General features: G+C 74.8%; 19 protein-coding genes. 8 read left to right on the top strand and 11 right to left on the bottom strand.

Annotated elements, in window-relative coordinates:
- Positions 1 to 55: 55 nt before the first annotated feature.
- The 3 genes from ACIBAI_RS16060 to ACIBAI_RS16050 form a co-directional block, all read right to left on the bottom strand.
- Complete coding sequence (locus ACIBAI_RS16060) at positions 56 to 1,930, bottom strand: rhamnogalacturonan lyase (protein WP_399034587.1); 1,875 nt, start codon at positions 1,928 to 1,930, stop codon at positions 56 to 58.
- Positions 1,931 to 2,193: 263 nt separating this feature from the next.
- A complete protein-coding gene (locus ACIBAI_RS16055; RefSeq protein WP_399034585.1) occupies positions 2,194 to 2,961 on the bottom strand; it encodes a class I SAM-dependent methyltransferase in 768 nt (255 codons plus the stop codon).
- Between the two features lie 5 nt (positions 2,962 to 2,966).
- Positions 2,967 to 3,272 (bottom strand): 4a-hydroxytetrahydrobiopterin dehydratase, encoded by a 306-nt coding sequence (locus ACIBAI_RS16050; protein ID WP_344599929.1) that lies wholly within the window; start codon positions 3,270 to 3,272, stop codon positions 2,967 to 2,969.
- Positions 3,273 to 3,404: 132 nt separating this feature from the next.
- Between ACIBAI_RS16050 and ACIBAI_RS16045 the strand changes: the two genes are divergently transcribed.
- Positions 3,405 to 4,220, top strand: coding sequence for a helix-turn-helix domain-containing protein (locus ACIBAI_RS16045; protein WP_399034583.1), 816 nt, complete (start codon positions 3,405 to 3,407; stop codon positions 4,218 to 4,220).
- Here ACIBAI_RS16045 and ACIBAI_RS16040 read toward each other — a convergent pair.
- Positions 4,202 to 4,627: a hypothetical protein gene (locus ACIBAI_RS16040; protein WP_399034581.1), complete on the bottom strand. Its 426-nt coding sequence runs from the start codon at positions 4,625 to 4,627 to the stop codon at positions 4,202 to 4,204. The two genes, ACIBAI_RS16045 and ACIBAI_RS16040, sit on opposite strands and share 19 nt — an antisense overlap.
- A gap of 249 nt (positions 4,628 to 4,876) precedes the next feature.
- Here ACIBAI_RS16040 and ACIBAI_RS16035 point away from each other — a divergent pair, with 249 nt between their 5' ends.
- Both ACIBAI_RS16035 and ACIBAI_RS16030 read left to right on the top strand, forming a co-directional pair.
- Positions 4,877 to 5,740 (top strand): helix-turn-helix domain-containing protein, encoded by an 864-nt coding sequence (locus ACIBAI_RS16035; protein WP_399034579.1) that lies wholly within the window; start codon positions 4,877 to 4,879, stop codon positions 5,738 to 5,740.
- Positions 5,741 to 5,789: 49 nt separating this feature from the next.
- A complete protein-coding gene (locus ACIBAI_RS16030; protein WP_399034577.1) occupies positions 5,790 to 6,605 on the top strand; it encodes an SAM-dependent methyltransferase in 816 nt (271 codons plus the stop codon).
- 481 nt (positions 6,606 to 7,086) lie between these two features.
- Here ACIBAI_RS16030 and ACIBAI_RS16025 read toward each other — a convergent pair whose 3' ends face one another.
- Positions 7,087 to 7,713: a ScbR family autoregulator-binding transcription factor gene (locus ACIBAI_RS16025; protein ID WP_399034576.1), complete on the bottom strand. Its 627-nt coding sequence runs from the start codon at positions 7,711 to 7,713 to the stop codon at positions 7,087 to 7,089.
- Between the two features lie 297 nt (positions 7,714 to 8,010).
- Here ACIBAI_RS16025 and ACIBAI_RS16020 point away from each other — a divergent pair, with 297 nt between their 5' ends.
- From ACIBAI_RS16020 to ACIBAI_RS16010, 3 genes are all read left to right on the top strand, one after another.
- A complete protein-coding gene (locus ACIBAI_RS16020; protein WP_399034574.1) occupies positions 8,011 to 8,220 on the top strand; it encodes a hypothetical protein in 210 nt (69 codons plus the stop codon).
- A gap of 18 nt (positions 8,221 to 8,238) precedes the next feature.
- Positions 8,239 to 9,525: an MFS transporter gene (locus ACIBAI_RS16015; RefSeq protein WP_399034572.1), complete on the top strand. Its 1,287-nt coding sequence runs from the start codon at positions 8,239 to 8,241 to the stop codon at positions 9,523 to 9,525.
- Positions 9,526 to 9,652: 127 nt separating this feature from the next.
- The gene (locus tag ACIBAI_RS16010; protein ID WP_399034571.1) at positions 9,653 to 10,105 is read left to right on the top strand and encodes a MerR family transcriptional regulator; all 453 of its coding nucleotides are present in this window, start codon (positions 9,653 to 9,655) and stop codon (positions 10,103 to 10,105) included.
- Between the two features lie 122 nt (positions 10,106 to 10,227).
- Here the strand turns inward: ACIBAI_RS16010 and dnaK are convergent, their stop codons facing one another.
- From dnaK to ACIBAI_RS15980, 6 genes are all read right to left on the bottom strand, one after another.
- Entirely contained in the window at positions 10,228 to 12,099 is a 1,872-nt protein-coding gene (dnaK, locus tag ACIBAI_RS16005) for a molecular chaperone DnaK (RefSeq protein ID WP_399034569.1), read from the bottom strand.
- A gap of 342 nt (positions 12,100 to 12,441) precedes the next feature.
- Entirely contained in the window at positions 12,442 to 12,870 is a 429-nt protein-coding gene (locus tag ACIBAI_RS16000; RefSeq protein WP_344599939.1) for an OsmC family peroxiredoxin, read from the bottom strand.
- Positions 12,871 to 12,944: 74 nt separating this feature from the next.
- Entirely contained in the window at positions 12,945 to 14,678 is a 1,734-nt protein-coding gene (locus tag ACIBAI_RS15995; protein WP_399034743.1) for a hypothetical protein, read from the bottom strand.
- 59 nt (positions 14,679 to 14,737) lie between these two features.
- On the bottom strand, positions 14,738 to 15,799 hold the full coding sequence (locus ACIBAI_RS15990) for an ATP-binding protein (RefSeq protein WP_399034567.1): 1,062 nt from the start codon (positions 15,797 to 15,799) through the stop codon (positions 14,738 to 14,740).
- A 262-nt stretch (positions 15,800 to 16,061) separates the two neighbouring features.
- Positions 16,062 to 18,137: a phage holin family protein gene (locus ACIBAI_RS15985; protein ID WP_399034565.1), complete on the bottom strand. Its 2,076-nt coding sequence runs from the start codon at positions 18,135 to 18,137 to the stop codon at positions 16,062 to 16,064.
- Positions 18,138 to 18,243: 106 nt separating this feature from the next.
- Positions 18,244 to 18,645: a hypothetical protein gene (locus ACIBAI_RS15980; protein ID WP_344599942.1), complete on the bottom strand. Its 402-nt coding sequence runs from the start codon at positions 18,643 to 18,645 to the stop codon at positions 18,244 to 18,246.
- Positions 18,646 to 18,727: 82 nt separating this feature from the next.
- Between ACIBAI_RS15980 and ACIBAI_RS15975 the strand changes: the two genes are divergently transcribed.
- Together ACIBAI_RS15975 and ACIBAI_RS15970 are read left to right on the top strand one after the other, a co-directional pair.
- On the top strand, positions 18,728 to 19,501 hold the full coding sequence (locus tag ACIBAI_RS15975; RefSeq protein ID WP_399034741.1) for an MBL fold metallo-hydrolase: 774 nt from the start codon (positions 18,728 to 18,730) through the stop codon (positions 19,499 to 19,501).
- Entirely contained in the window at positions 19,498 to 20,121 is a 624-nt protein-coding gene (locus tag ACIBAI_RS15970; RefSeq protein ID WP_399034563.1) for a DedA family protein, read from the top strand. The genes ACIBAI_RS15975 and ACIBAI_RS15970 overlap by 4 nt, the downstream gene beginning before the upstream one ends.
- Positions 20,122 to 20,147 lie beyond the last annotated feature (26 nt).

The raw sequence follows: 20,147 nt of genomic DNA, 5'->3' as shown, positions 1-20,147 counted from the left end.
AGACGGCGGCCGGCCGCGTACGGGGACGCCGGGAGGTGTTCTCCCGCTGGGGGCCCTACGGCGTGTAGACCGCCGGGCGCGGCGCCGTGCTCATGCCGCCGCCGATGAAGAAGCTCGGGTGCGGCGGCTGGTTGTAGCCGGAGTTCTGCCAGGCCAGGGCCGTGCGGTACTGGGTGTCGTGGAGCAGGGTGGTGATCTTCGTGCCGGTCTCGGCCGGGGTCGAGTAGATGCGCAGGTTCTTGTTGTCGCTGGTGCGCCAGACGACCTCCTCGCGCCAGTCGCCGAGGATGTCGCCGGACAGGACCGGGGTGGCCTTGGTGCCGTTGTTGGCGGAGACCCCGGAGCCGGTGAGCAGGCGGGTGTCGCCGGAGGTGCCGTACTTGTCGATGCGGGTGCCGTCCAGGAGTTCGCGGACGGTGTCGCCGTCCCACCAGGACAGGAAGTTGGCGCTGGAGGGCTTGCGGCTCGCGACGACGGTGCCCTTGGGGTCGCGAATGCCGCTCTCGGCCGACGACCACGACTCGGCGCCCGCGCTGCCGGACCAGATGTCGCCGGACACGCCGCGGCCGTTGTCGCCGCCGGCGGGCGTGGACCAGATGATCCGGCCGGTCCTGGCGTCCGCCATCCACGACGACGGCTTGGCGGCGTCCTCGTCGACCTTGAACTCCTCCAGGCCCGCGCGGGACGGGTCGAGGTCGCCGACGTGCATCGCGTCGCCGTGGCCGTTCCCCGTGGTCCACAGGCCGCTGCCGTTGTCGTCCACGGCCATCGAGCCGTACACGATCTCGTCCCTGCCGTCGGCGTCGACGTCCGCCACGGACAGCTGGTGGTTGCCCTGCCCGTCGTAGCCCTTGCCGCTGTTGGCGGAGGAGCTGGTGTCGAAGGTCCAGCGGCGGGTGAAGGAGCCGTTCCGCCAGTCCCAGGCGGCGATGACGGTGCGGGTGTAGTAGCCGCGCGCCATGACGAGCGAGGGGCGGGAGCCGTCCAGGTACGCCGTGCCGGCCAGGAAGCGGTCGACGCGGTTGCCGTAGGAGTCGCCCCAGGAGGAGACCGTGCCGCGGGCCGGGACGTAGTCGACGCTGCCCATCGCCTTGCCGGTCCGGCCGTCGAACATGGTCAGGTACTCGGGGCCGGTGAGGACGTAGCCGCTGGAGTTGCGGTGGTCGGCGGAGGAGCTGCCGATCACCGCGCCCGTGCCGTCCTTGGTGCCGTCGGCGGTCTTCATGGCGACCTCGGCCCTGCCGTCGCCGTCGTAGTCGTACACCTGGAACTGGGTGTAGTGGGCGCCCGAGCGGATGTTCCTGCCGAGGTCGACGCGCCACAGCCGGGTGCCGTCGAGCCTGACGCCGTCGACGATCGTGTTGCCGGTGTAGCCGGACTGGGAGTTGTCCTTGGCGTTGGTGGGCTGCCACTTCAGGACGATGTCGAGGGCGCCGTCGCCGTCGAGGTCGCCGACGGAGGCGTCGTTGGCCTCGTAGGTGTACGCGACGCCGTCCGGGGTGGTGCCGCCGGCGGGCGGGCTGAGGGGGACGTCCTTGTAGCCGGCGCGGAACTGGACGGCGTGCACCGAGTCGCCCTGCTCCACGCCGTTGACGACCGCGCGCACGGTGTAGTCGGCCGTGGCGGGCGCGCCGGAGTGGAAGAAGTTCGTGGAGCCGGTGACCGGGGAGGAGTTGACCTTGGTGCCGGCCCGGTAGACGTTGAAGGAGACGTCGTCCGGGTCGGTGCCCAGCCAGCGCCAGCTGACCAGGTTGCCGCTGCCGGTGTGGACGCTGGCCACGCCCCGGTCGAGCTTCTCGACCTGGCGGGCGGTGGCGGCCTCGGCGGTGTCGGGGACGAGGGTGGTCGCCGCGGCGCCGGCCAGGGCCGCCGCGGCGGCGACGGCCGGGAGCCAGACGCGGCGTCTGCGGTGCCTGCGCGGGTGCTTCATGGAAGGACCTCCTGGGAGGACGGGGGGATCGCGTCCGTCAGTCGCCGCCGGCGGCGCGGGGGTTGCCGCGTCCCGGCCGCGGGTTCGGTGACGGTGCGGGCGGCCCGCCCGCGCGGCGCGGCCGGTGCCGGCACCGCGCTCGCCCCGACGCCCGCGCGCTGCCTCGATACCCGGGCCCGGGGTGCTCGGGAGGGGCGGGCGCCGCCAGGTCACCGCCGGTCCGGTGGCCGTCGCGCCCGGGGCGGGAGGACCCGGCCGCCGCGTCACGGGGTTCGCGGGGCCGGGGGTTCCGGCGGCTTCCGGTACGCCCGGAGGGTGAACACCGGGTCGGGCCGGGGCCGGTCCTGGTCGGGCAGGGCGGCGAGCCGGGCGGCGAACTCCTCGGCGAGCGGGCTGCCGGGCGGCAGCGTCATGAACCAGCCCCGGCGCAGGTCCGCGATGGTGCGGCGGGGGCTGCGGCCCTGCCCGCGGCCGGTGAACCGGGCCTGCCCGGCGGGGACGAGGCCGTGGCCGAGGGCATAGGAGTCGACGGCCTCGGCGGCGTCCCGGGCGGCCCGGCGCGGGCGGGCGGCGAGCACGGCGTCGATGTCGCTGCCGACGTTGTGGGCGGCGGCCTTGTCGACGGTGGTGACGTACACGCCGCCCGGCCGCAGCACCCGGGCGCACTCGCCGACGACGGTCCGCGCGTCCTCGGCGCTCCGCGCCAGGTGCAGCAGCCACACGCTGCTCACGGCGTCGAACTCCCGGTCCCGGAACGGCAGCCGGCGGCTGTCGGCCAGCACGACGGCGCCGGGCAGCCGGGCGGCGGCCCGCCGGGCCATGCCGGGGGCGAGATCGACGCCGGTCACCCGCAGACCGGGCCGGCCGGCCGCGAGCCGGCGGGTCACGATGCCGGTGCCGCAGGCGACGTCGAGGAGGCTGCGCGCCCGGGGCGGCACGAGGCCGAGGACGGCCTCGGCGGCGGCCGCGGCCCGGGGCTCGCCGCCGCGCAAGACGTCGTACCGCTCCGCTTCCTTGTCGTAGTCGAGCACGCGCGTCAGTGTGCCCCGTGCCCGGCGGCCAGGTCCTCCACCCTGCGGGCGAGCTCGAAGTCCTTCTCGGTGACGGCGCCGCCCACGCTGTGCGTGTGCACGGAGAGGGAGACGGTGCGGTAGCCGAGGGTCAGGTCGGAGTGGTGGTCGAGCTCCTCCTGCACCTGGGCGATGTGGACGACCATCGCCGTCGCCGCGAAGTGCGAGCCGAGCCGGTAGGAGCGGGCGAGGCGGTCCCCGTCGAGCGACCAGCCCGGCAGCCCGGCCAGCCGGTCCTCGATCTCCTTCTGCGACAGCGGTTCGACGGGCATGGGCCGCGCTCCTTCCGTGAGGGGCGAGTACGTGGGGGGTCGTGTCCTCAGCCTGCCACAGCACGGCCGCCGCGGCCCTGGTCCGGCACGGGCGCCCGCCCGCCGTACGGCCCCGTCGGCTACGGTCCTCGTATGACCCCTCCCTCCTCCGGCACCGCCTCCACCGCCCAGGGCGCCGGTCCGCTGCTGCGGGTCTGGCGGGAGCGGCGGCGGCTCAGCCAGCTGGAGCTGGCGCTGCGCGCCGGCTCCTCCGCCCGGCACATCAGCTTCGTCGAGACGGGCCGCTCCCGGCCGAGCGAGGAACTGGTGCTGCGGCTGGCCGAGCACCTGGACGTGCCCGTCCGGGAACGCAACGCGCTGCTGCTGGCGGCCGGTTACGCCCCGCGCTACCCGCAGACCCCGCTGGACGACCCGGCGCTGGACGCCCTGCGCACGGGAATCGAACGGCTGATCCAGGGTTACGAGCCCTACCCGGCGCTGGTGGTGGACGCCGTCTACGACGTGGTGGCCGCCAACCGGGGCGTCCACATGCTGCTCGACGGCGTCCCGGAGCGCCTGCTCGCGCCGCCGCTGAACGCGATGCGGCTCACCCTGCACCCGGAGGGCCTGGCGCCGCGCATCCGCAACCTGCGCGAGTGGCGCGGCCACCTGCTCGCCCAGATGGAGCGGCAGCTCGCCCTGCACCGCTCCGGGCCGCTGCGCGCGCTGTACGAGGAGGTGGCGGCGTACCCGGCTCCCGAGGCCGCGCCCAGCGAGGAGCCGGCCGAGCCCGTGCCGTACTTCGCGCTGCCGCTGCGGATCGAGCACGGGGGACACACGCTGTCGTTCGTCTCCTCGATCTCCACCTTCAACACGCCGATGGACGTGACCGTCGCCGAGCTGGCCGTCGAGACGCTCCTCCCGGCCGACCCGGCGACGGTCAAGTACCTTCAGTCGCTCATGGCCTGACGGGCTTTCAGAGCGCCGTACTGCAGCAGCGCGAAGGCGGCCACCACGACCGCCTGCAGCACGGTCCACACCGCGCCGGCCGCGGAGGGCGTGAGCCACAGGGCGAGGGCGGCGCAGCTGACGGCCGACCAGGCGAGGTTGAGTTCGACCACGGCCCGTACGCCGAGCGCCGGCGGCCGTCGCCGGGCCGCCAGCAGGCCCACGCCCGCCGCGTACACCGCGAGGAACGCGCCGAGGGCGAGCAGCAGTCCGGAGCCGACCCCGAGCAGCCGCCCGAGCGGGCCGGACAGGGCGAGGTAGGCGAGTGCGTTGACGCCGGTCACGACGGCGTCCAGGGCCAGGAACCGGCGCAGCATCGACTGCGGCTCGGCGGTCCGGGCGAGCGCGGCAAGCTGGGTCGCGGACATGACGAATCACCCTCCGTCGGGATCGGGATCGGGACGCGGCCGGGGGCCGGGTCCCGCGGCGGAGTGCGCCGCCCCGGAACCCGGTGCGTCCACGATCCCCTCCCCCGGCCGGCCGGTCGATTACCCGCGAGGTCATGGCGGCGGCCGCCCGGCGTCCCGCGCGGTGCTCCCCGTACCGCGAAACCCGTGAGAGCCGAAGCGGAACATGACACACTGCTCGCATGCTTCGGCGCGTTGGGGAGGCGTGGCGTGAGTGAACGGCGGGCCGCGCCCACCGTGGGCCAGGTGGTGCTCGGAAGGCGGCTGCGGGAACTGCGGGAGGCCGCGGGACTTCGGCGCGAGGAGGCCGCCGGGGTGCTCCGGGTCGCCCCCGCGACCGTCCGCCGGATGGAGACGGCCGAGGTCACGCTGAAGATCCCGTACGTGCAGGTCCTGCTGACGGCGTACGGCGTGCCCGAGGACGAGGCGGCCGAGCTGGTCGCGCTCGCCGAGGAGGCCAACCGGCCGGGCTGGTGGCAGCGGTACCACGACGTGCTGCCGGACTGGTTCAGCCTGTACGTGAGCCTGGAGGGCGCCGCCCGCATCATCCGGTCCTACGAGCCGCACTTCGTACCGGGGCTGCTGCAGACCGAGGACTACGCCCGGGCCGTGCTGGCGGCCGGGACGGTCGGCACCGCGGGAGCGGAGGCCGTCGAGCGGCACGTGGCGCTGCGCATGGAGCGGCAGCGGCTCCTCCAGCGCCCGGACCCGCCCCACCTGTGGGTGGTGATGGACGAGACGGCGCTGCGGCGCCCGGTGAGCACCGACGCCGCGGTGATGCGCGGTCAGCTCGACAAGCTGCTGGAGCTCGCCTCCCGCGAGCGGGTCACGCTCCAGGTCGCCGAGTTCGCCGGCGGCCCGCACCCGGGGACGTACGCGCCGTTCACCCTGTTCCGCTTCGCCGAACCGGAGCTGCCCGACCTGGTGTTCACCGAGTACCTGACCGGTGCGCTGTACCTGGACTCCCGCACGGAGGTCTCCACGCACCTGGAGGTCCTGGACCACATGACGGCACGCGCCGCCTCGGCCCGGCGCACCGAGAAGATCCTGCGGGAGTACCGGGAGACCCTCTGACCCCGCTCCCGCCGACGCCCCCTTCCCGTATCCGAGGAGACGACACCGCATGACCGGATCCGACGCCGCGCCCCTCGCCGTCGACACCAGCCGGCCGCATCCGGCGCGCGTGTACGACTGGTGGCTGGGCGGCAAGGACAACTACCCGGTGGACGAGGAGCTGGCCCGCAGGATCCTCGCCGTGGACGAGACCGCGGTGCGCGGGGCGCGCGCCAACCGCCGGTTCATGCACCGGGCCGTGCGGACCGTCGCCGAGGCCGGGGTGCGCCAGTTCCTGGACATCGGCACGGGCATCCCCACCGAGCCCAACCTGCACCAGGTGGCCCAGCGGATCGCGCCCGAGGCCCGGGTGGTGTACGCGGACAACGACCCGATCGTGCTGCGGCACGCCGAGGCGCTGCTGCGCGGCACCCCCGAGGGCGCCACCGACTACGTCCACGCCGACGTCCGCGACCCCGACGCCGTCCTGCGGTCGGCGGCCGAGGTGCTGGACCTCGGCCGGCCGGTCGCGCTGTCGCTGGTGGCGCTCACGCACTACCTCGGCGACGCGGCGGACGGCGACGACGTCCACGGCCTGCTGAAGCGGTACGTCGACGCCCTCGCCCCCGGCAGTCATCTGATCCTCTCCCAGGTCACGGCCGACCTGAACCCCGAGGCCGTGGGGAAGGCCGCCGGGCTGTTCGCCCGCAGCGGCACCCCCTTCTTCCCGCGCACCCTCGCCGAGTTCTCCCGCTTCTTCGACGGCCTGGAACTCCTGGGCCCCGGCGTGATCCCGGTGACCGGGTGGCGGCCGGACCCCGAGGACGTGGCGGTCCAGGCGGAGGGCATCGTGCCGGTGTACGCGGGGGTGGCCCGCAAGCCCTGACGCCCCGGTCCGCGCACCGGGGAGGCGGCCCGGCCGGTCCGCCGGCCCCGGTCCGTCGGCCCCGGTCCGCCCGGAACGCTGCTCGCTGCGAGAGACCCCATGATCACGTTCCGCGGATAAAACGATCCGAACGAAACCGATCGACCGTTCCGTAAGGCGCACCGGGTGAGACGAACCGCACTTCAGGTGCGGTCTCTTCCCCGGATCGCGCCCAGGTGGGCGCGGTACCAGGCGGCGGCCCCCACGAGCCGGCCGAGCGGATCCGGCCCAGGGGGCACCCGGCCAGGTCCCAGACCCGGCGGCTGCCGTGCCAGCGGCCCTCGGCCGGCAGCCTGAACCGGCGTTCCGTCACCCCGCCCGGCACGGCGCGCAGCCGTTCCAGGCACTGGCGCAAGCGGCAGCTCCCCGGCCGCGGCCCGGCCCCGCAGGGCCCGCGGACCCGACGAAGCCGGTGGTGCCGGTCAGCAGGATCCCCCGCCGGTCACGCCGGGTTCTCCCCGCGCCCGGGGTCGACGATCAGTCGCGCCAGGGCCGCGGGGGTGGCGATGCCGGGCAGCAGGTAGGACCACAGCACGGCGAGGCGCCGGGGCAGGTCGTGGTGGTCGGACTCCAGCCGGGACATCAGCTGGGTGCCGGTGTAGGAGGCCACCAGGACGCGGGCGAACTCCTCGGCGTCGACCTGGGGCAGCAGCTCGCCGCGGGCCCTGCTCTCCTCCAGCTCCGCGCGGAACCGGCCGATCCAGTCCCGGTAGACGGAGAAGTCGCCCAGGCCCGCCTCGCTCTGCTCGACGGCCAGCTTCACCCCGGCGCGGAACAGCACGTTGTGCTGCAGTTCGCGGGCCAGGTACAGCGTCATGTCGATGAGCTGCTGCAGGCCCGCCGGCGCCGCGGGCAGCGTCAGCGCGGCCGCCTGCTCCAGCAGGACGGCCCGTCCCAGGTCCTCCTTGGACTTGAAGTGGAAGTACATGGCCCCCTGCGTGATGCCGGCCCGGGCAAGGATCTTGCTCACGCTGGCCGCCGGATACCCGAACTCGTCGAACACCTCGGCCGCGGCCAGCAGGAGCGCCTCCCGCGTCCGCACCGCCCGGGCCTGCCGGGGCCGCCCCACCGCACCGTCCCCCTCGTCCAGTCCGATTCACCAAAACAAAACAATCGTTCCTTATATTATGCCGGAGGTCGGCCGGCTGTCCGGGCCCCTGCCCAGCGGCACCGCCCCGGGGCAGCGCCGGAAGTCACCGCAGGGAGGGACCGTGCCCCGGAACGCCCGGGACCACGCGATGTCGCCGTGGGCACCCGTACCGCACCAGTACGTGCGCGAGCACAACCCAGCCGAGGTGCTGCCGGCCGCCTGGCTGCGAACGGGCGAGCGCTCCCTCGCCGTCCGCGCCCGGTACGGGCCGTGGCGATGCGCACCCGCTTCGCGCGGTACGTCGAGTCCGACGCGCCGTGCCTGGTCCACGCCGAGCGGACGGGCACCGACCGCGTGTCCGTGACGATCCGCCGGCACGAACACACCTGCTTCGACGCGGAGATCACCCTGGCGTCCCGGTCGTCCCGGGACACCGCTCCGCAGGCGCCCCGCGACGACGCCGACTTGACCTTGACCCCGGCGTGAAGGTTGACCCTCTACGACATGCAGACTTCAGACCACCGCACCCCCTCGCGCTCCGACCGCGCCACCAGCTGGGCACTGGCCGTGCTGACCCTGTGCTCCTTCACCCTCGGCACGGGCGAGATCATGATCGCCGGTCTGCTGCCCGACATCGCGTCGGACGCCGACGTGTCCCTGTCCACCGCCGGCCTGCTGGTCAGCTCCTTCGCCATGACCGTCGTCCTGGGCGGCCCGGTGCTCGCGCTGACCACCGGACGGGCCCGGCGCAGGCGGCTGCTCGGCGCGCTCATGGCCTGCTACGCCGTGGGCAACATCCTGTCCGCCGTCGCACCGTCGTTCCTGCCGCTCGCCGCGGGCCGGATCATCGCGGCGCTCGCCCACTCGGCCCTGATGCCCCTGTTCTTCGGCATCGCCGCGGACATCGTCCCGCCGGAGCGGCGCGGCTCGGCGGTCGCCCGGGTCTCGCTCGGCTTCAGCCTGGCCATGATCGCGGGCCTGCCGATCGGCACCGCCCTGGGCCAGTGGCTCGACTGGCGCGCCACCTTCTGGGCCGTGGCGGTGCTGACCCTCGCGGTCACGGTCCCGGTGGCCGCCCTCGCCCCGGACACTCCCGGCATCTCCCCCGAGGACGACCGGGGACGCCTCGGTGAACTGCGCGTCCTGGGCGACCGCAGGGTGCAGGTCGTCACCGGGATCACCGCGCTCGCCGCGGCCGCCTCCTTCACCGCGTACACCTATGTCACCCCGCTGCTCACCGACACCGTCGGCTTCAGCGAGTCCGCGGTGACCGTGCTCCTGCTCCTCTTCGGCATCGGCGGCACCGTGGGCAACCTCGTCGGCGGCAGGCTCACCGACCGCTCGGTGCTCGGCGCGGTGTCCGTGTCCGTGGCGGCACTGGGCGCCTCGCTGCTGCTGCTCGGCGCCACCGCGTCCGTCAAGGCGCCGGCCGTGGGATTCCTCTTCCTGTTCGGCGCCGCGTACTACGCGGTCATCCCCGCTGTGAACACCCGGCTGCTCGACGTCGCCTCGAAGCAGGCCCGCACCCTCGCGCTGACCGTCCAGAGCTCGGCGTTCAACCTGGGCACCGCGGTCGGCGGCTGGCTCGGCGGCCGGGTCATCGCCGCCGGGGCCGGGATGCAGTGGCTGCCCGTGGTGGGCGCGGTCGTCGCGGCCCTCGCCCTGGCTCTGGCCCTGGGCGAGACCGCCGGGGAGCGGCGCCGGACCGCGGCCGCCGCCCCGGCGTCCCCGGCGTCCGCCGCCGACGAGGAAGGCGGCACCCACGCCGCCCCGGAGACGGTCAGCCGGTGACGGCCGCGTTCGCCGGTCCGGGACCGGAGCGGTCCCGGACCGGCGGACGCGCCGGTGCCCCGCCCCGCCCACGTCCTTCGCACCGTGCGGCCGTGTCAACCGCCCCGCCACCGACAGGAGTCGCCCCATGCGCATCGGAGAACTCGCCCGTGCCACCGGCACCACCACCCGGGCGTTGCGGTACTACGAGGAGCACGGTCTGCTGCACCCCGACCGCTCGTCCAACGGATACCGGACCTACTCGCCCGATGCGGTGAAGGTCGTCGAGAACATCCGCCTGCTCCTCGCGGCCGGTCTGACGACCGAGGACCTGCTGCTGCTCGGCACCTGCCTGCGCGACGAGGTGATCGGTGACCACCGCTGCGACGATCTGTCCGCCAAGGTGGCGGTCTTCGAACAGCGCCTGGCCGTGATCCAGCGCCGCATCGACGACCTCACGGCCGTGCGCGAGCAGCTCCTCGCCCGGCTGGACGACCTGCGCGGCCGGGAGGCCGTCGCCCGGCGCGGGAGCTGCCCGAGGCAGCGGCTGCGTGTTCCGGCCGCGGAGCGGCCGGAACACGCGTTCAGCGGGGCGGCGTAGAACCGGCGGACCGGCCGCGCCGGGGCGGGCGGCACGCCCCTCCCCGGCGTCGGCGGCCCGTCTCCCGGGCCGTCCCGCCCCTGCGGCCGGCGGCTAGGTCGTCCCGCCCCTGCGGCCGGTGGCTAGGCCGCCCCGCCCTTGTGGTCCTTGTCGTCGTCGACGATCTCCGCGTCCACCACGCCGTCGCCCTCCTCCTCCTGCGGTCCGGCGTGCGGCTGCCCGGCGTCCGCCGTGGGCTGCTGCCCGGCCTGGGCGTACATGGCCTGGCCCATCCGCTGGCTGACGGAGGCGAGTTTCTCCACACCGGTGCGCAGCTCGTGGGTGTCCGCGTTCCGCTCCAGCAGGCCCTTGAGGTCCGTGATCGCCGACTCCACCTCCGACCTGGTGCCGGCCGGCACCTTGTCGCCGTTGTCGCGGAGGAACTTCTCGGTCTGGTAGACGAGCTGTTCGGCCTGGTTGCGGGTCTCGGCCGCCTCGCGGCGCCTGCGGTCCTCCTCCGCGTGCTGCTCGGCCTCCCGCATCATGCGGTCGATGTCGTCCTTGGGCAGCGCCGAGCCGCCGGTGACCGTCATCTTCTGCTCGCGGCCGGTCGCCAGGTCCTTGGCGGAGACGTGCATGATGCCGTTGGCGTCGATGTCGAAGGCCACCTCGATCTGCGGCACCCCGCGCGGCGCGGGCGGCAGCCCGGTCAGGTCGAAGACGCCGAGCTTCTTGTTGTACGCGGCGATCTCCCGTTCGCCCTGGTAGACCTGGATGCCGACCGAGGGCTGGTTGTCGGTGGCGGTGGTGAAGATCTCCGAACGCCGGGTCGGGATCGTGGTGTTGCGCTCGATGAGCTTGGTCATGATGCCGCCCTTGGTCTCGATGCCGAGGGACAGCGGGGTGACGTCCAGCAGCAGGACGTCCTTGACGTCGCCGCGCAGGACGCCCGCCTGGAGGGTCGCGCCGACGGCGACGACCTCGTCGGGGTTGACGCCCTTGTGCGGGTCCTTGCCGGTGAGTTCCTTGACCAGGTCGGTGACCGCGGGCATCCGGGTCGAGCCGCCGACCAGGATGACGTGGTCGATCGCGGCGAGCTCGATGCCGGCGTCCCTGACCGCCTGGTGGAAGGGCTTCTTGCAGCGGTCGAGCAGATCGGCGGTGAGCTCCTGGAACTGGGCGCGGGTGAGCTTCTCCTCCAGGTGCAGCGGACCCTCGGCGGAGGCCGTGATGTACGGCAGGTTGATCGTCGTCTCCGAGGAGCTGGACAGCTCGATCTTGGCCTTCTCGGCGGCCTCCCGCAGCCGCTGCACGGCCATCTTGTCCTTGGACAGGTCGACGCCGTAGCCGTTCTTGAACCGCTGGACCAGGTGGTCGACGACCCGCTGGTCCCAGTCGTCGCCGCCCAGGCGGGTGTCGCCGTTGGTGGCCTTCACCTCGATGACGCCCTCGCCCATCTCCAGCAGCGACACGTCGAAGGTGCCGCCGCCCAGGTCGAAGACCAGCACGGTCTGGTCGTTCTCCTTGTCCAGGCCGTACGCCAGCGCCGCCGCCGTCGGCTCGTTGATGATCCGCAGGACGTTCAGGCCCGCGATCTCGCCGGCCTCCTTGGTCGCCTGCCGCTGGGTGTCGTCGAAGTAGGCGGGAACGGTGACCACCGCGTCGGTGACGTCCTCGCCGAGGTAGGCCTCCGCGTCCCGCTTCAGCTTCTGCAGCACCCGGGCGGAGATCTCCTGCGCGGTGTACCGCCTGCCGTCGATGTCGCCCCGCTCCGGGAACCGCCAGGACGAATCGCCCATGTGCCGCTTGACGGAGCGGGCGGTGCGCTCGACGTTCGTCACGGCCTGCCGCTTGGCGACCTCGCCGACCAGCACCTCGCCGTTCTTGGCGAAGGCCACCACCGACGGGGTGGTCCTGGCCCCCTCCGCGTTCGCGACGACGGTGGGCTCGCCGCCCTCCAGCACGGCCACCACCGAGTTCGTCGTCCCGAGATCGATTCCGACCGCACGTCCCATCGCTGTCCCCTTCCGCCAGGGCGGCACGTCCCGTCAGCACTCTCCCCGACTCCAGCACAAAACTTGAGTGGGCTCTTGTCAATGGGACGGCCGGCCGGGCGCGCGGGGCCGCCGCGCACCGGGGCCGGCCGGTGATCGGCGCCTCCGCCGCGGGCGGGCTAGGAACGCCGGCGTCAGGGCGTCGCCGTCGGCCGTCCGCACCGGGCAGGACGGGCCGGCTCGCTCCGGAACCCCTTCGGTGCGCGGGACGGCGGGACGGGGGGTCGTGCGGTCCCCCGGGCGCCGGGCCCGGGTGCGCGGGCCGCCGTCGCGCGGGCACGCCGCGCGACGGCGGGCGGCGGGTCAGGCGAGCTTCGCCGTGAGGGTGATGTCCACGGCCTTCAGCGCCTGGCTGACGGGGCAGTTGACCTTGGCGTCCTCGGCGGCGGCGGTGAAGGCCGCCTCGTCGGCGCCGGGCACGGTGCCCTCCACCGTGAGGTGGATGCCGGTGATGCCCTCACCGGGCTGGAAGGTGACCTCGGCGCTGGTCACCAGCTTGGTCGGCGGGGTGCCGGCCTTGTCGAGGACGTTCGACAGGGCCATGGAGAAGCAGCTGGAGTGAGCGGCGGCGATCAGCTCCTCCGGGCTGGTCCTGCCGTTCGCCTCCTCGGCGCGGGACGCCCACGTGACCGGCTGCGCGGAGATGCTGCCGGAGGAGTCGAAGTCGACGACGCCCTTGCCCTGGAACAGGTTGCCTTCCCACACGGTGTGTGCGGAGCGCGTGGTTGCCACGACGAATCCTTTCGCAATGCTTACGGTGCGGTCCCCGTGTCCGGGTTCCTGCCCCCATACGATCACACTCCGGCTCAACTCACGTGAAAGACCGGCCCCCGGGCGGTGAACGGCAGCCGCGCGCCCCGCGGGATCAGGTACGCGTGCTCGCGCCGCACCCGCAGCACGTCGCACCAGCCGTCCGTGATCACCAGGATCGGCGCGGTGGGCGGGAAGTCGCCGGCGCGCTGCAGCAGGTCGACGCCCGGTTGCAGCACGGTGCCGCCGCGGCCGTGCACCCGCACCCGTCCCGCGATCTCCGTCACCGGCACGTACCCCGCGTCGTGCGGGGCCGCGTCGCAGAACACGACCCGGGCGGCCGGTACGTCCCGGGCCTCGGCGTAGGAGGCGATGGCGCCCAGCGCCTTGCCGAGCAGGACCCGCTCCATGGAGCCGGAGGTGTCCAGCACCACTCCGAAGGTGCAGCGGGGCACCTCCTCGGACGGGAAGTACCGTCCCGCGCGCGGGATGCCGGGGGTGGCGGCCTGGCGGCGCGAGGGACGGGCGTAGGACCGTACGGGCTCCGGGCGGGGCACGAACTCGTCGAACCAGCGGGCGAGCCGGGCGTCCCAGGGCAGCGGCGGATGGCTGAGCGCGCGGATCTCCTCGACCAGGCCGCCCGGCAGGTACCCGCGTTCCTGCCGCTGGTGCAGGTCCAGGCCCTGGGCGAGGCCGCGGCGGTAGAACCCGTCGAGGTCGGCGCGGTCGCGGGGCGGTCCGAGGGGGGTGCCGAGGACGTCGCGGGCGCCCCTGCCGCGCGGGGTGGCCAGCCGGCGCATGCGGCGCAGGTCGCCGGCGATCCGGTCGTAGACCTCCTCGGCGGACAGGCCCGCCAGCCGCGGGTCGTGCAGCAGCCCCTCGGGCATGGTGCCGATCTGCATCTCGCACAGCCAGCCGTTGACGACGTAGTCGCAGGCGACGTTGAACAGGTACGGGTCGCGGGCGCCGCAGCGGTCCGAGTGGCGCAGGGCGGCGTGCAGCATCTCGTGGGCGAGGACGAACCGCCACTCCTCGTCCGCCATCTGCCGCAGCGGGTTGACGTAGATCTCGCCGGCCTCGGCGTTCACCGCGGCGACGGCGATGCCGTGGGCGCGGGCCAGCTCGGCGTCGGCGACCAGCTCGATGCCCGCCGCGATGCCGCCCAGCAGGGGGTAGGACGAGATGAACCAGCTCAGCGCCTCCTCCCAGGGGCGCCGCCCGGCCGGCTCGCCGTCCAGGCGGGCGCGCCGGCCGCCCGCCACGTCCATCGCGGCGGACACGGTCCGGGTCAGGGCCGTGGCGAACGCCAGCTGCCGGTCCGGGGGCTGCCCGGACCAGCGGGGCCACTCCACGAGCACCTGGTCGGGCTCGGCGCCCGCGGTGCCGCAGCGCGCGTAGGCGGCCGGGAGCCCGTCGCGCCGCCAGCGCGCGGCGAGCTGCTCCTCGTCGCCGTCCGGGTACGACAGCGGCAGGTCCTCCGGTGCGCGGCCCACGGGGAAGGACTGCAGGAAGCGGTCGACGACGACGCAGCGCGCCGCGATGTCGTACCGGTCGGGCTGGGTGCGCGTCCCCTTGGCGGCCGGGACGTGCCCGAAGCCGAGGTGGAGCGCGGCGTGCGCGATCGACCAGGCCCAGACGGCCGGGTCGGCGATCCGGGCCGGGTGGGCGTGCAGCACGCCGTCGGAGTGGACGGCGAGGAGCCCGTCCCGGGGCGCCTGCGCGCAGTCCTGCCGGCGGCAGGTGCTGAACTCGACGGCGGCGAGCGCCGGGTTGGCCCGCACCAGCCGCATGCCCTCGGCGAACGCCTCGGCCGCGGGGTCCCGCTTCCGCTTCCCGGCGGGCGTCCGGCTCACCGCCGCGCCTCCACCAGGCGCGGCATGTCCCGCGCCGCCTCCACCAGGAACCAGGACGGCAGGACGGGGTTGCCGTCGGCGTCGGAGGCGATGACGGTCCGGGCGACCTCCACGGAGATCTCGGCGAGCTGCACCAGCAGCGACTTGGCGCGGTACGCGGTCTGCCGCCCGTTCGCCGACATGTGCTCCTTGCTCGCGGGCAGTTCCTTGATCAGCCGCCCGCGGAAGGAGTCGGCGAGGTAGTACAGCAGGTCGCGGTCCTCCGGGCGGTGCGGCCAGCGGGCCTCGCCCTTGACGATCGCCTCGATGCCGAACCGGCCGCGCACGACCCGGACGTAGCCGCAGAACGCCGTGGCGTGCGCGGGGGTGAGCGTGCCGTGCGCGAGGACCTTCAGGGTCTCCTCGTCCAGGCCGGGGCCGAAGGAGTGCAGGGCGTCGGAGAGCATGTGCCAGGAGCGGGGCGTGGAGAACGGCTCCTCGGTCTTGGGCGGCCGGGACCACAGGTGGTCGGGCCGGTCGGTGAGGTGGTCCAGGACCCACGGGTGGATGCCGTGGTCCGCGGCCCAGGCCAGCCAGTCCTTGGCGGAGGCCTCCAGGTGGACGTGGGTGAGGCGGTTGACGAGCGCGGAGGCGATCGGGCGGGCGAGCGCGTTGTCGGTGGCGCGGTTCCCGGCGCCGATGACGACCGATCCCTCGGGCAGTTCGTAGCTGCCGATCCTGCGGTCCAGGATCAGCGAGTAGAACGCCTTCTGCACGTCCGGCGTGGCCGCGTTGAGCTCGTCCAGGAACAGGCAGTACGGCTCGTCGCGGGCGATGGCCTCCGGCGGGCAGAAGACGGAGCGGCCGTCGCGGATCTGCGGGACGCCGATGAGGTCCTCGGGCGCGAGCTGGGTGCCGAGCAGGCTCACGCACTCCAGTCCCAGCGACTCGGCGAACTCCCGCACCAGGGAGGACTTCCCGATGCCGGGGGCGCCCCACAGGAACACCGGGCGCACGGTGGCCAGGCCGAGCAGCAGCTCCGGGAGGCGGGCGGGCGTGACGGTCACGGCTGCCTGCAAGGCGGTGACTCCTCGAGAGATCCGGAGAGTTCGGGAAGGGCGCACGGGTGGGCGGCGCCCTTCGGACAGTCTGGGGGCGGGAGGCGGCGGGCGCAGCCGGTTTTCCGGGCGGGCGGCGCGGCCGGGGCGCCGGCGGAGGACGGCGCGGCCGGGGCGCGGCGCCGTGACCGGGACACCGCCCGGCCGGGCCGCCGCGGTGCCGCGTCGGGCCGTGGTCCCGCACGAGGGCCGCTCCCGGCGGAGCGGCCGGGCCCCGGGCGGTTCAGGCGGCCCGTTCCTCGCGGGTCTCCAACGGCACCTGGGGCCCGTTCGACTCGTCGAGCCAGCGCCTGAGGACGCGGTGGACGTGCTCGGCGCCGACGATCTCCGCTCCGTCGTCGGCCGGGGCGGAGAAGACCAGCGGCGACAGCAGGAAGGGCCGGGACTGGGCGCCGCCGAGGCCGCCGTGGGAGCCGATCTGCTCCTCGAAGGCGAGGACCTCGCCGTCGGCGGGGTCGTGGAAGGAGTTGACCATGATGTCGGCGGCGTGCGGGAAGGAGTGCGTGCGGCGCACCGCGTCGGCGGCGCCGGGGCCGAAGGGCGCGAGCGGGCCGGGGTCCTCGTCGAGCCGGTCCAGGGGGATCTGCACGCCGCGCGCGCCGAGCACGACCCCGCCGTGCTCCTCGCTGCGGACGAGCAGGAAGCCGATGCCGGGGTGGTTGGCGAGCGTCGGCAGCAGCGCGGGATGGCGGGCGTCGATCTCCTCCCGGCTCATCCGGTGCGGCACGTCCGGGAAGGACACCAGGCCCAGGTTGCCGGAGGCCAGCACGATCGGTTCGGAGCGGCGGCGCGGGGGGCGGTGGTCCTCGGTGCCCTCCTCGACGGGGCGGCGCAGCGCGGCCCGGACGGCGTTGCGCGCCTCGGCGCCGCTGCGGGTGCGCCGGGCCCGGCGCGGCACGGGCAGCCCGCAGCCGGCCCGCACCAGGTCGCCGAGGGTGAGGCCGTAACGGGAGCGGAAGGTTTCGCCGGGGCTCTGGCCGTGGTCGGACAGCACGACGATCCGGTACGGGCGGGGGGCGTGCTCGGCGACCTTCTCGATCAGCGCGAGGCAGCGGTCCAGGCGCTGCAGGACCTTCCCGGCGTCCCGGCTGAACGGCCCGGAGTGGTGCGCCACCTCGTCGTAGGCGACCAGGTCGGCGTAGATCGCGGTGCGCCCGGCGAGCATGTCGCCCATCACCGCGGCGACCACCACGTCCCGTTCGACGACGGTGGCGAAGGCCCGCACGAGGGGATAGAGGCCGCCGCGGGAGACGCGCGGGCGGGCCTTGTCGATGCGGGCGCGGGTGGACTGGCCGATCTCGCGGGCGACCTCGGCGACGAAGGACAGGGCGGTGCGCACGGCGTTGGCCGGGTCGGAGAAGTAGGCGAAGTAGCCGGCGCGGGAGCGGTTCTCCCGGCTGCGGCGGCGGGCGGCGATGGACAGCACCAGGGCCTGCTCCCCCGCGCCGCCGCTGAAGAGGTTGCCGCGGCTGGCGCCGTCGACGCCGAGCAGCCCGTCGTGGCCGGCGTGCCGGGCGGCGCGGCGCTGGAGTTCGGCGGCGCTGGTCGGGCGGTTGCAGACCATCACCTCCCGGCGGTCCTTCTCGTACCAGCGGAAGGCGGGCACGTCGTGGTTGCTGCCGTGCAGGATGCCGAGCTGGCTGGCGCCGGTCTGGCTGGACCAGTCGGTGCGCCAGGGGGTGAGCCGGTGGGTGGGGGGCCGGCCCCGGCCGCCGTCCAGCCAGCGGGCGACGGTGGGCATCAGGCCCTTGCCGACGGCGTCCACCAGCACGTCGTGGCCGACGCCGTCGAGCTGGAGGAAGAGCGTGCCGGGGCCGGCGGGGCAGGGCGGGCCCGCCCGGCGGCGGCGGTCGGCGAGGCGGTACAGGCGGCGCCGGTAGGCGTCGTCGTCGCGTACGGCCAGGGCGGCTCCGGTGGCGGAGGCGACGGCGGACATCACGGCCGCCACCACCACCGCGGTCTCCGGGGCGGCGGCGCCGCGCTCGGCGGGGTTGAGGCGCAGCGCGAGCAGCAGCAGGGCGCCGTTGAGGAAGAAGACCAGCAGGCCGAGGACGAGCGCGGGCACGAGCAGCAGGAGGCGGACCAGCAGCGGCCACACCAGGGCCGACAGCAGGCCGAAGGCACCGGCGCCGAACGCGGCGGTGACGGCGATGTCGGTGGCGCTGTCGCCGTCGGCCGAGCGGAGCCGGAAGTCCGGCAGGAGGCCGGCGAGCACGAGCATGGTGAGCGTGGAGACGGCCCACACCCCGACGCTCCGCCCGATCTGGCTGGCCACCCGCCGCCAGCGTCCCCCAAGCACTCCCGCCCACCTCGCGTTCCGGCCCGTCACCGGCGCGGGCCCGTACTCACCTTGTCACACCGCGGGCGAGCGCCGCCGTCCCCCCGGCCCCGTGCCCCGGCGGGCCTCAGCGCCCGTCGTAGCCGGCCGTCGGCATCGACAGCCGCCGGTGCACGCACGCCTTCATCGCCGCGTCGTACGACGGTTCCGCCTGCCCCACCGTCTCCACCCGCACCCCGCGCCGCGCGCACTCCGCGGTGAACTCCTCCACGGACGACAGCGCGCTCTCCAGGACCCGCCGGCTGGGTGCGACGAACAGGTCCCGTCCGGGCCGCACGCCCTCCCACAGGGCCTCGTGGTCGGGCCGCAGCCCGCGCACCAGCAGCTCCCGGGTGACGACGTACCCGTGCTCGGCGGCCCACCGGGCGCACATGGCGTGCTGGCTGCGGGAGTCCACCAGGAAGGGATCGGCGTCCAGCTCCTCCAGCGGCGTCAGACTCGCGATCGCCGTGACCCGGACCGGCACCATGGCACCCCCCTCACCTCCGGTTTCGTCGCCGACCCTACTCCTGCACGTACGCTTCGGGGAGTCGCGCGAAGGAGGCATGGAGGTGCCGGTGGAGGTCACCTGGTGGGGGCACGCGACCTGCACGGTCGAGGACTCGGACGTACGCGTGCTCACCGATCCCCTGTTCGCCCGCCGGCTCGCGCACCTGCGCCGGCGGCGCGGGGCGCCGCCGGCGCCCGACGCCCGGCGCGCGGACGTGGCACTGGTGTCGCACCTGCACGCCGACCACCTGCACGTGCCGTCGCTGGCGGAGCTCGCCGCGGGCACGCGCCTGCTCGTGCCCCGGGGTGCGCCCCGCGCGGTACCGGGGCTGCGGCGGCTCGCCCACCTGCGGGTGACCGAGGTGGCGCCGGGGGACGTCGTACCGGTCGGCGGCCTGCTGGTACGGGCCGTGTCCGCGCGGCACGACGGGCGGCGGCTGCCGCTCGGGCCGCACCGCGCCCCCGCCCTCGGCTATGTCGTCGAGGGCGAGGCCCGCACCTACTTCGCCGGGGACACCGGGCTGTTCGACTCGATGGCCGAGGAGGTCGGGCCGGTGGACGTGGCGCTGCTGCCGGTGGGCGGCTGGGGTCCCCGCCTCGGGGAGGGGCACCTGGACGCGGGGCGGGCGGCCGAGGCGCTGGCCCGGCTGGCGGCGCGCAGCGCGGTCCCGGTGCACTACGGCACGTACTGGCCGATCGGGATGGACGCCGTGCGCCCCCACGAGTTCCACGCGCCGGGCGACGAGTTCGTGCGCCTGGCGGCGCTGCGCGCGCCGGGTGTGGCGGTGCACCGGCTCCGGCACGGGGAGAGCGTCCGTCTGGAGGTCGCCCGGTGACCTGGCTCGCCGCGCCCGCGGCGGTGCCGCCCGAGTCCACGCAGCAGGCGCTGGGCTATCCCTCGCTGTTCCTGCTGGTGCTGGTCGGGGCGCTGGTGCCGGTGGTGCCGACGGGTGCGCTGGTGAGTTCGGCGGCCGTGGTCGCCTTCCACCAGACGGCGCCGTTCTCGCTGGCGCTGGTGTTCGTGACGGCGTCGCTGGGGGCGTTCCTGGGCGACGCGACCCTGTACTGGCTGGGGCGGCGCGGGATGGGGTCGCGGAACGGCTCGCGCTGGCTGGCGGCGATCCGGGCGCGCGCTCCGGAGGACCGGCTCGCGCAGGCCCAGGACAAGCTCGCCGCGCACGGCGTGGCGGTGCTGGTGCTGTCCCGGCTGGTGCCGGCGGGCCGCATCCCGGTGATGCTGGCCTGTCTGATGGCGAAGTGGCCGCTGCGCCGCTTCTCCCGCGGCAACCTGCCGGCCTGTCTGGCCTGGGCGGTGACGTACCAGCTGATCGGGATTCTCGGCGGCTCGCTGTTCCCGCAGCCGTGGGAGGGAGTGGTCGCGGCGGTCGCGCTGACCCTGCTGGTCGGCGCGGCGCCGGGGCTGTGGCGACGGGTCCGCGGGGCCTCGAAGGCCTGACCGGGGACGAGGACCCGGCGGGCCAC

The organism is Streptomyces sp. NPDC051041 (assembly GCF_044456065.1).
GTDB classification, from domain to species: Bacteria; Actinomycetota; Actinomycetes; order Streptomycetales; family Streptomycetaceae; genus Streptomyces; species Streptomyces glaucus.
This window is presented reverse-complemented; position numbering and strand designations above follow the sequence as displayed.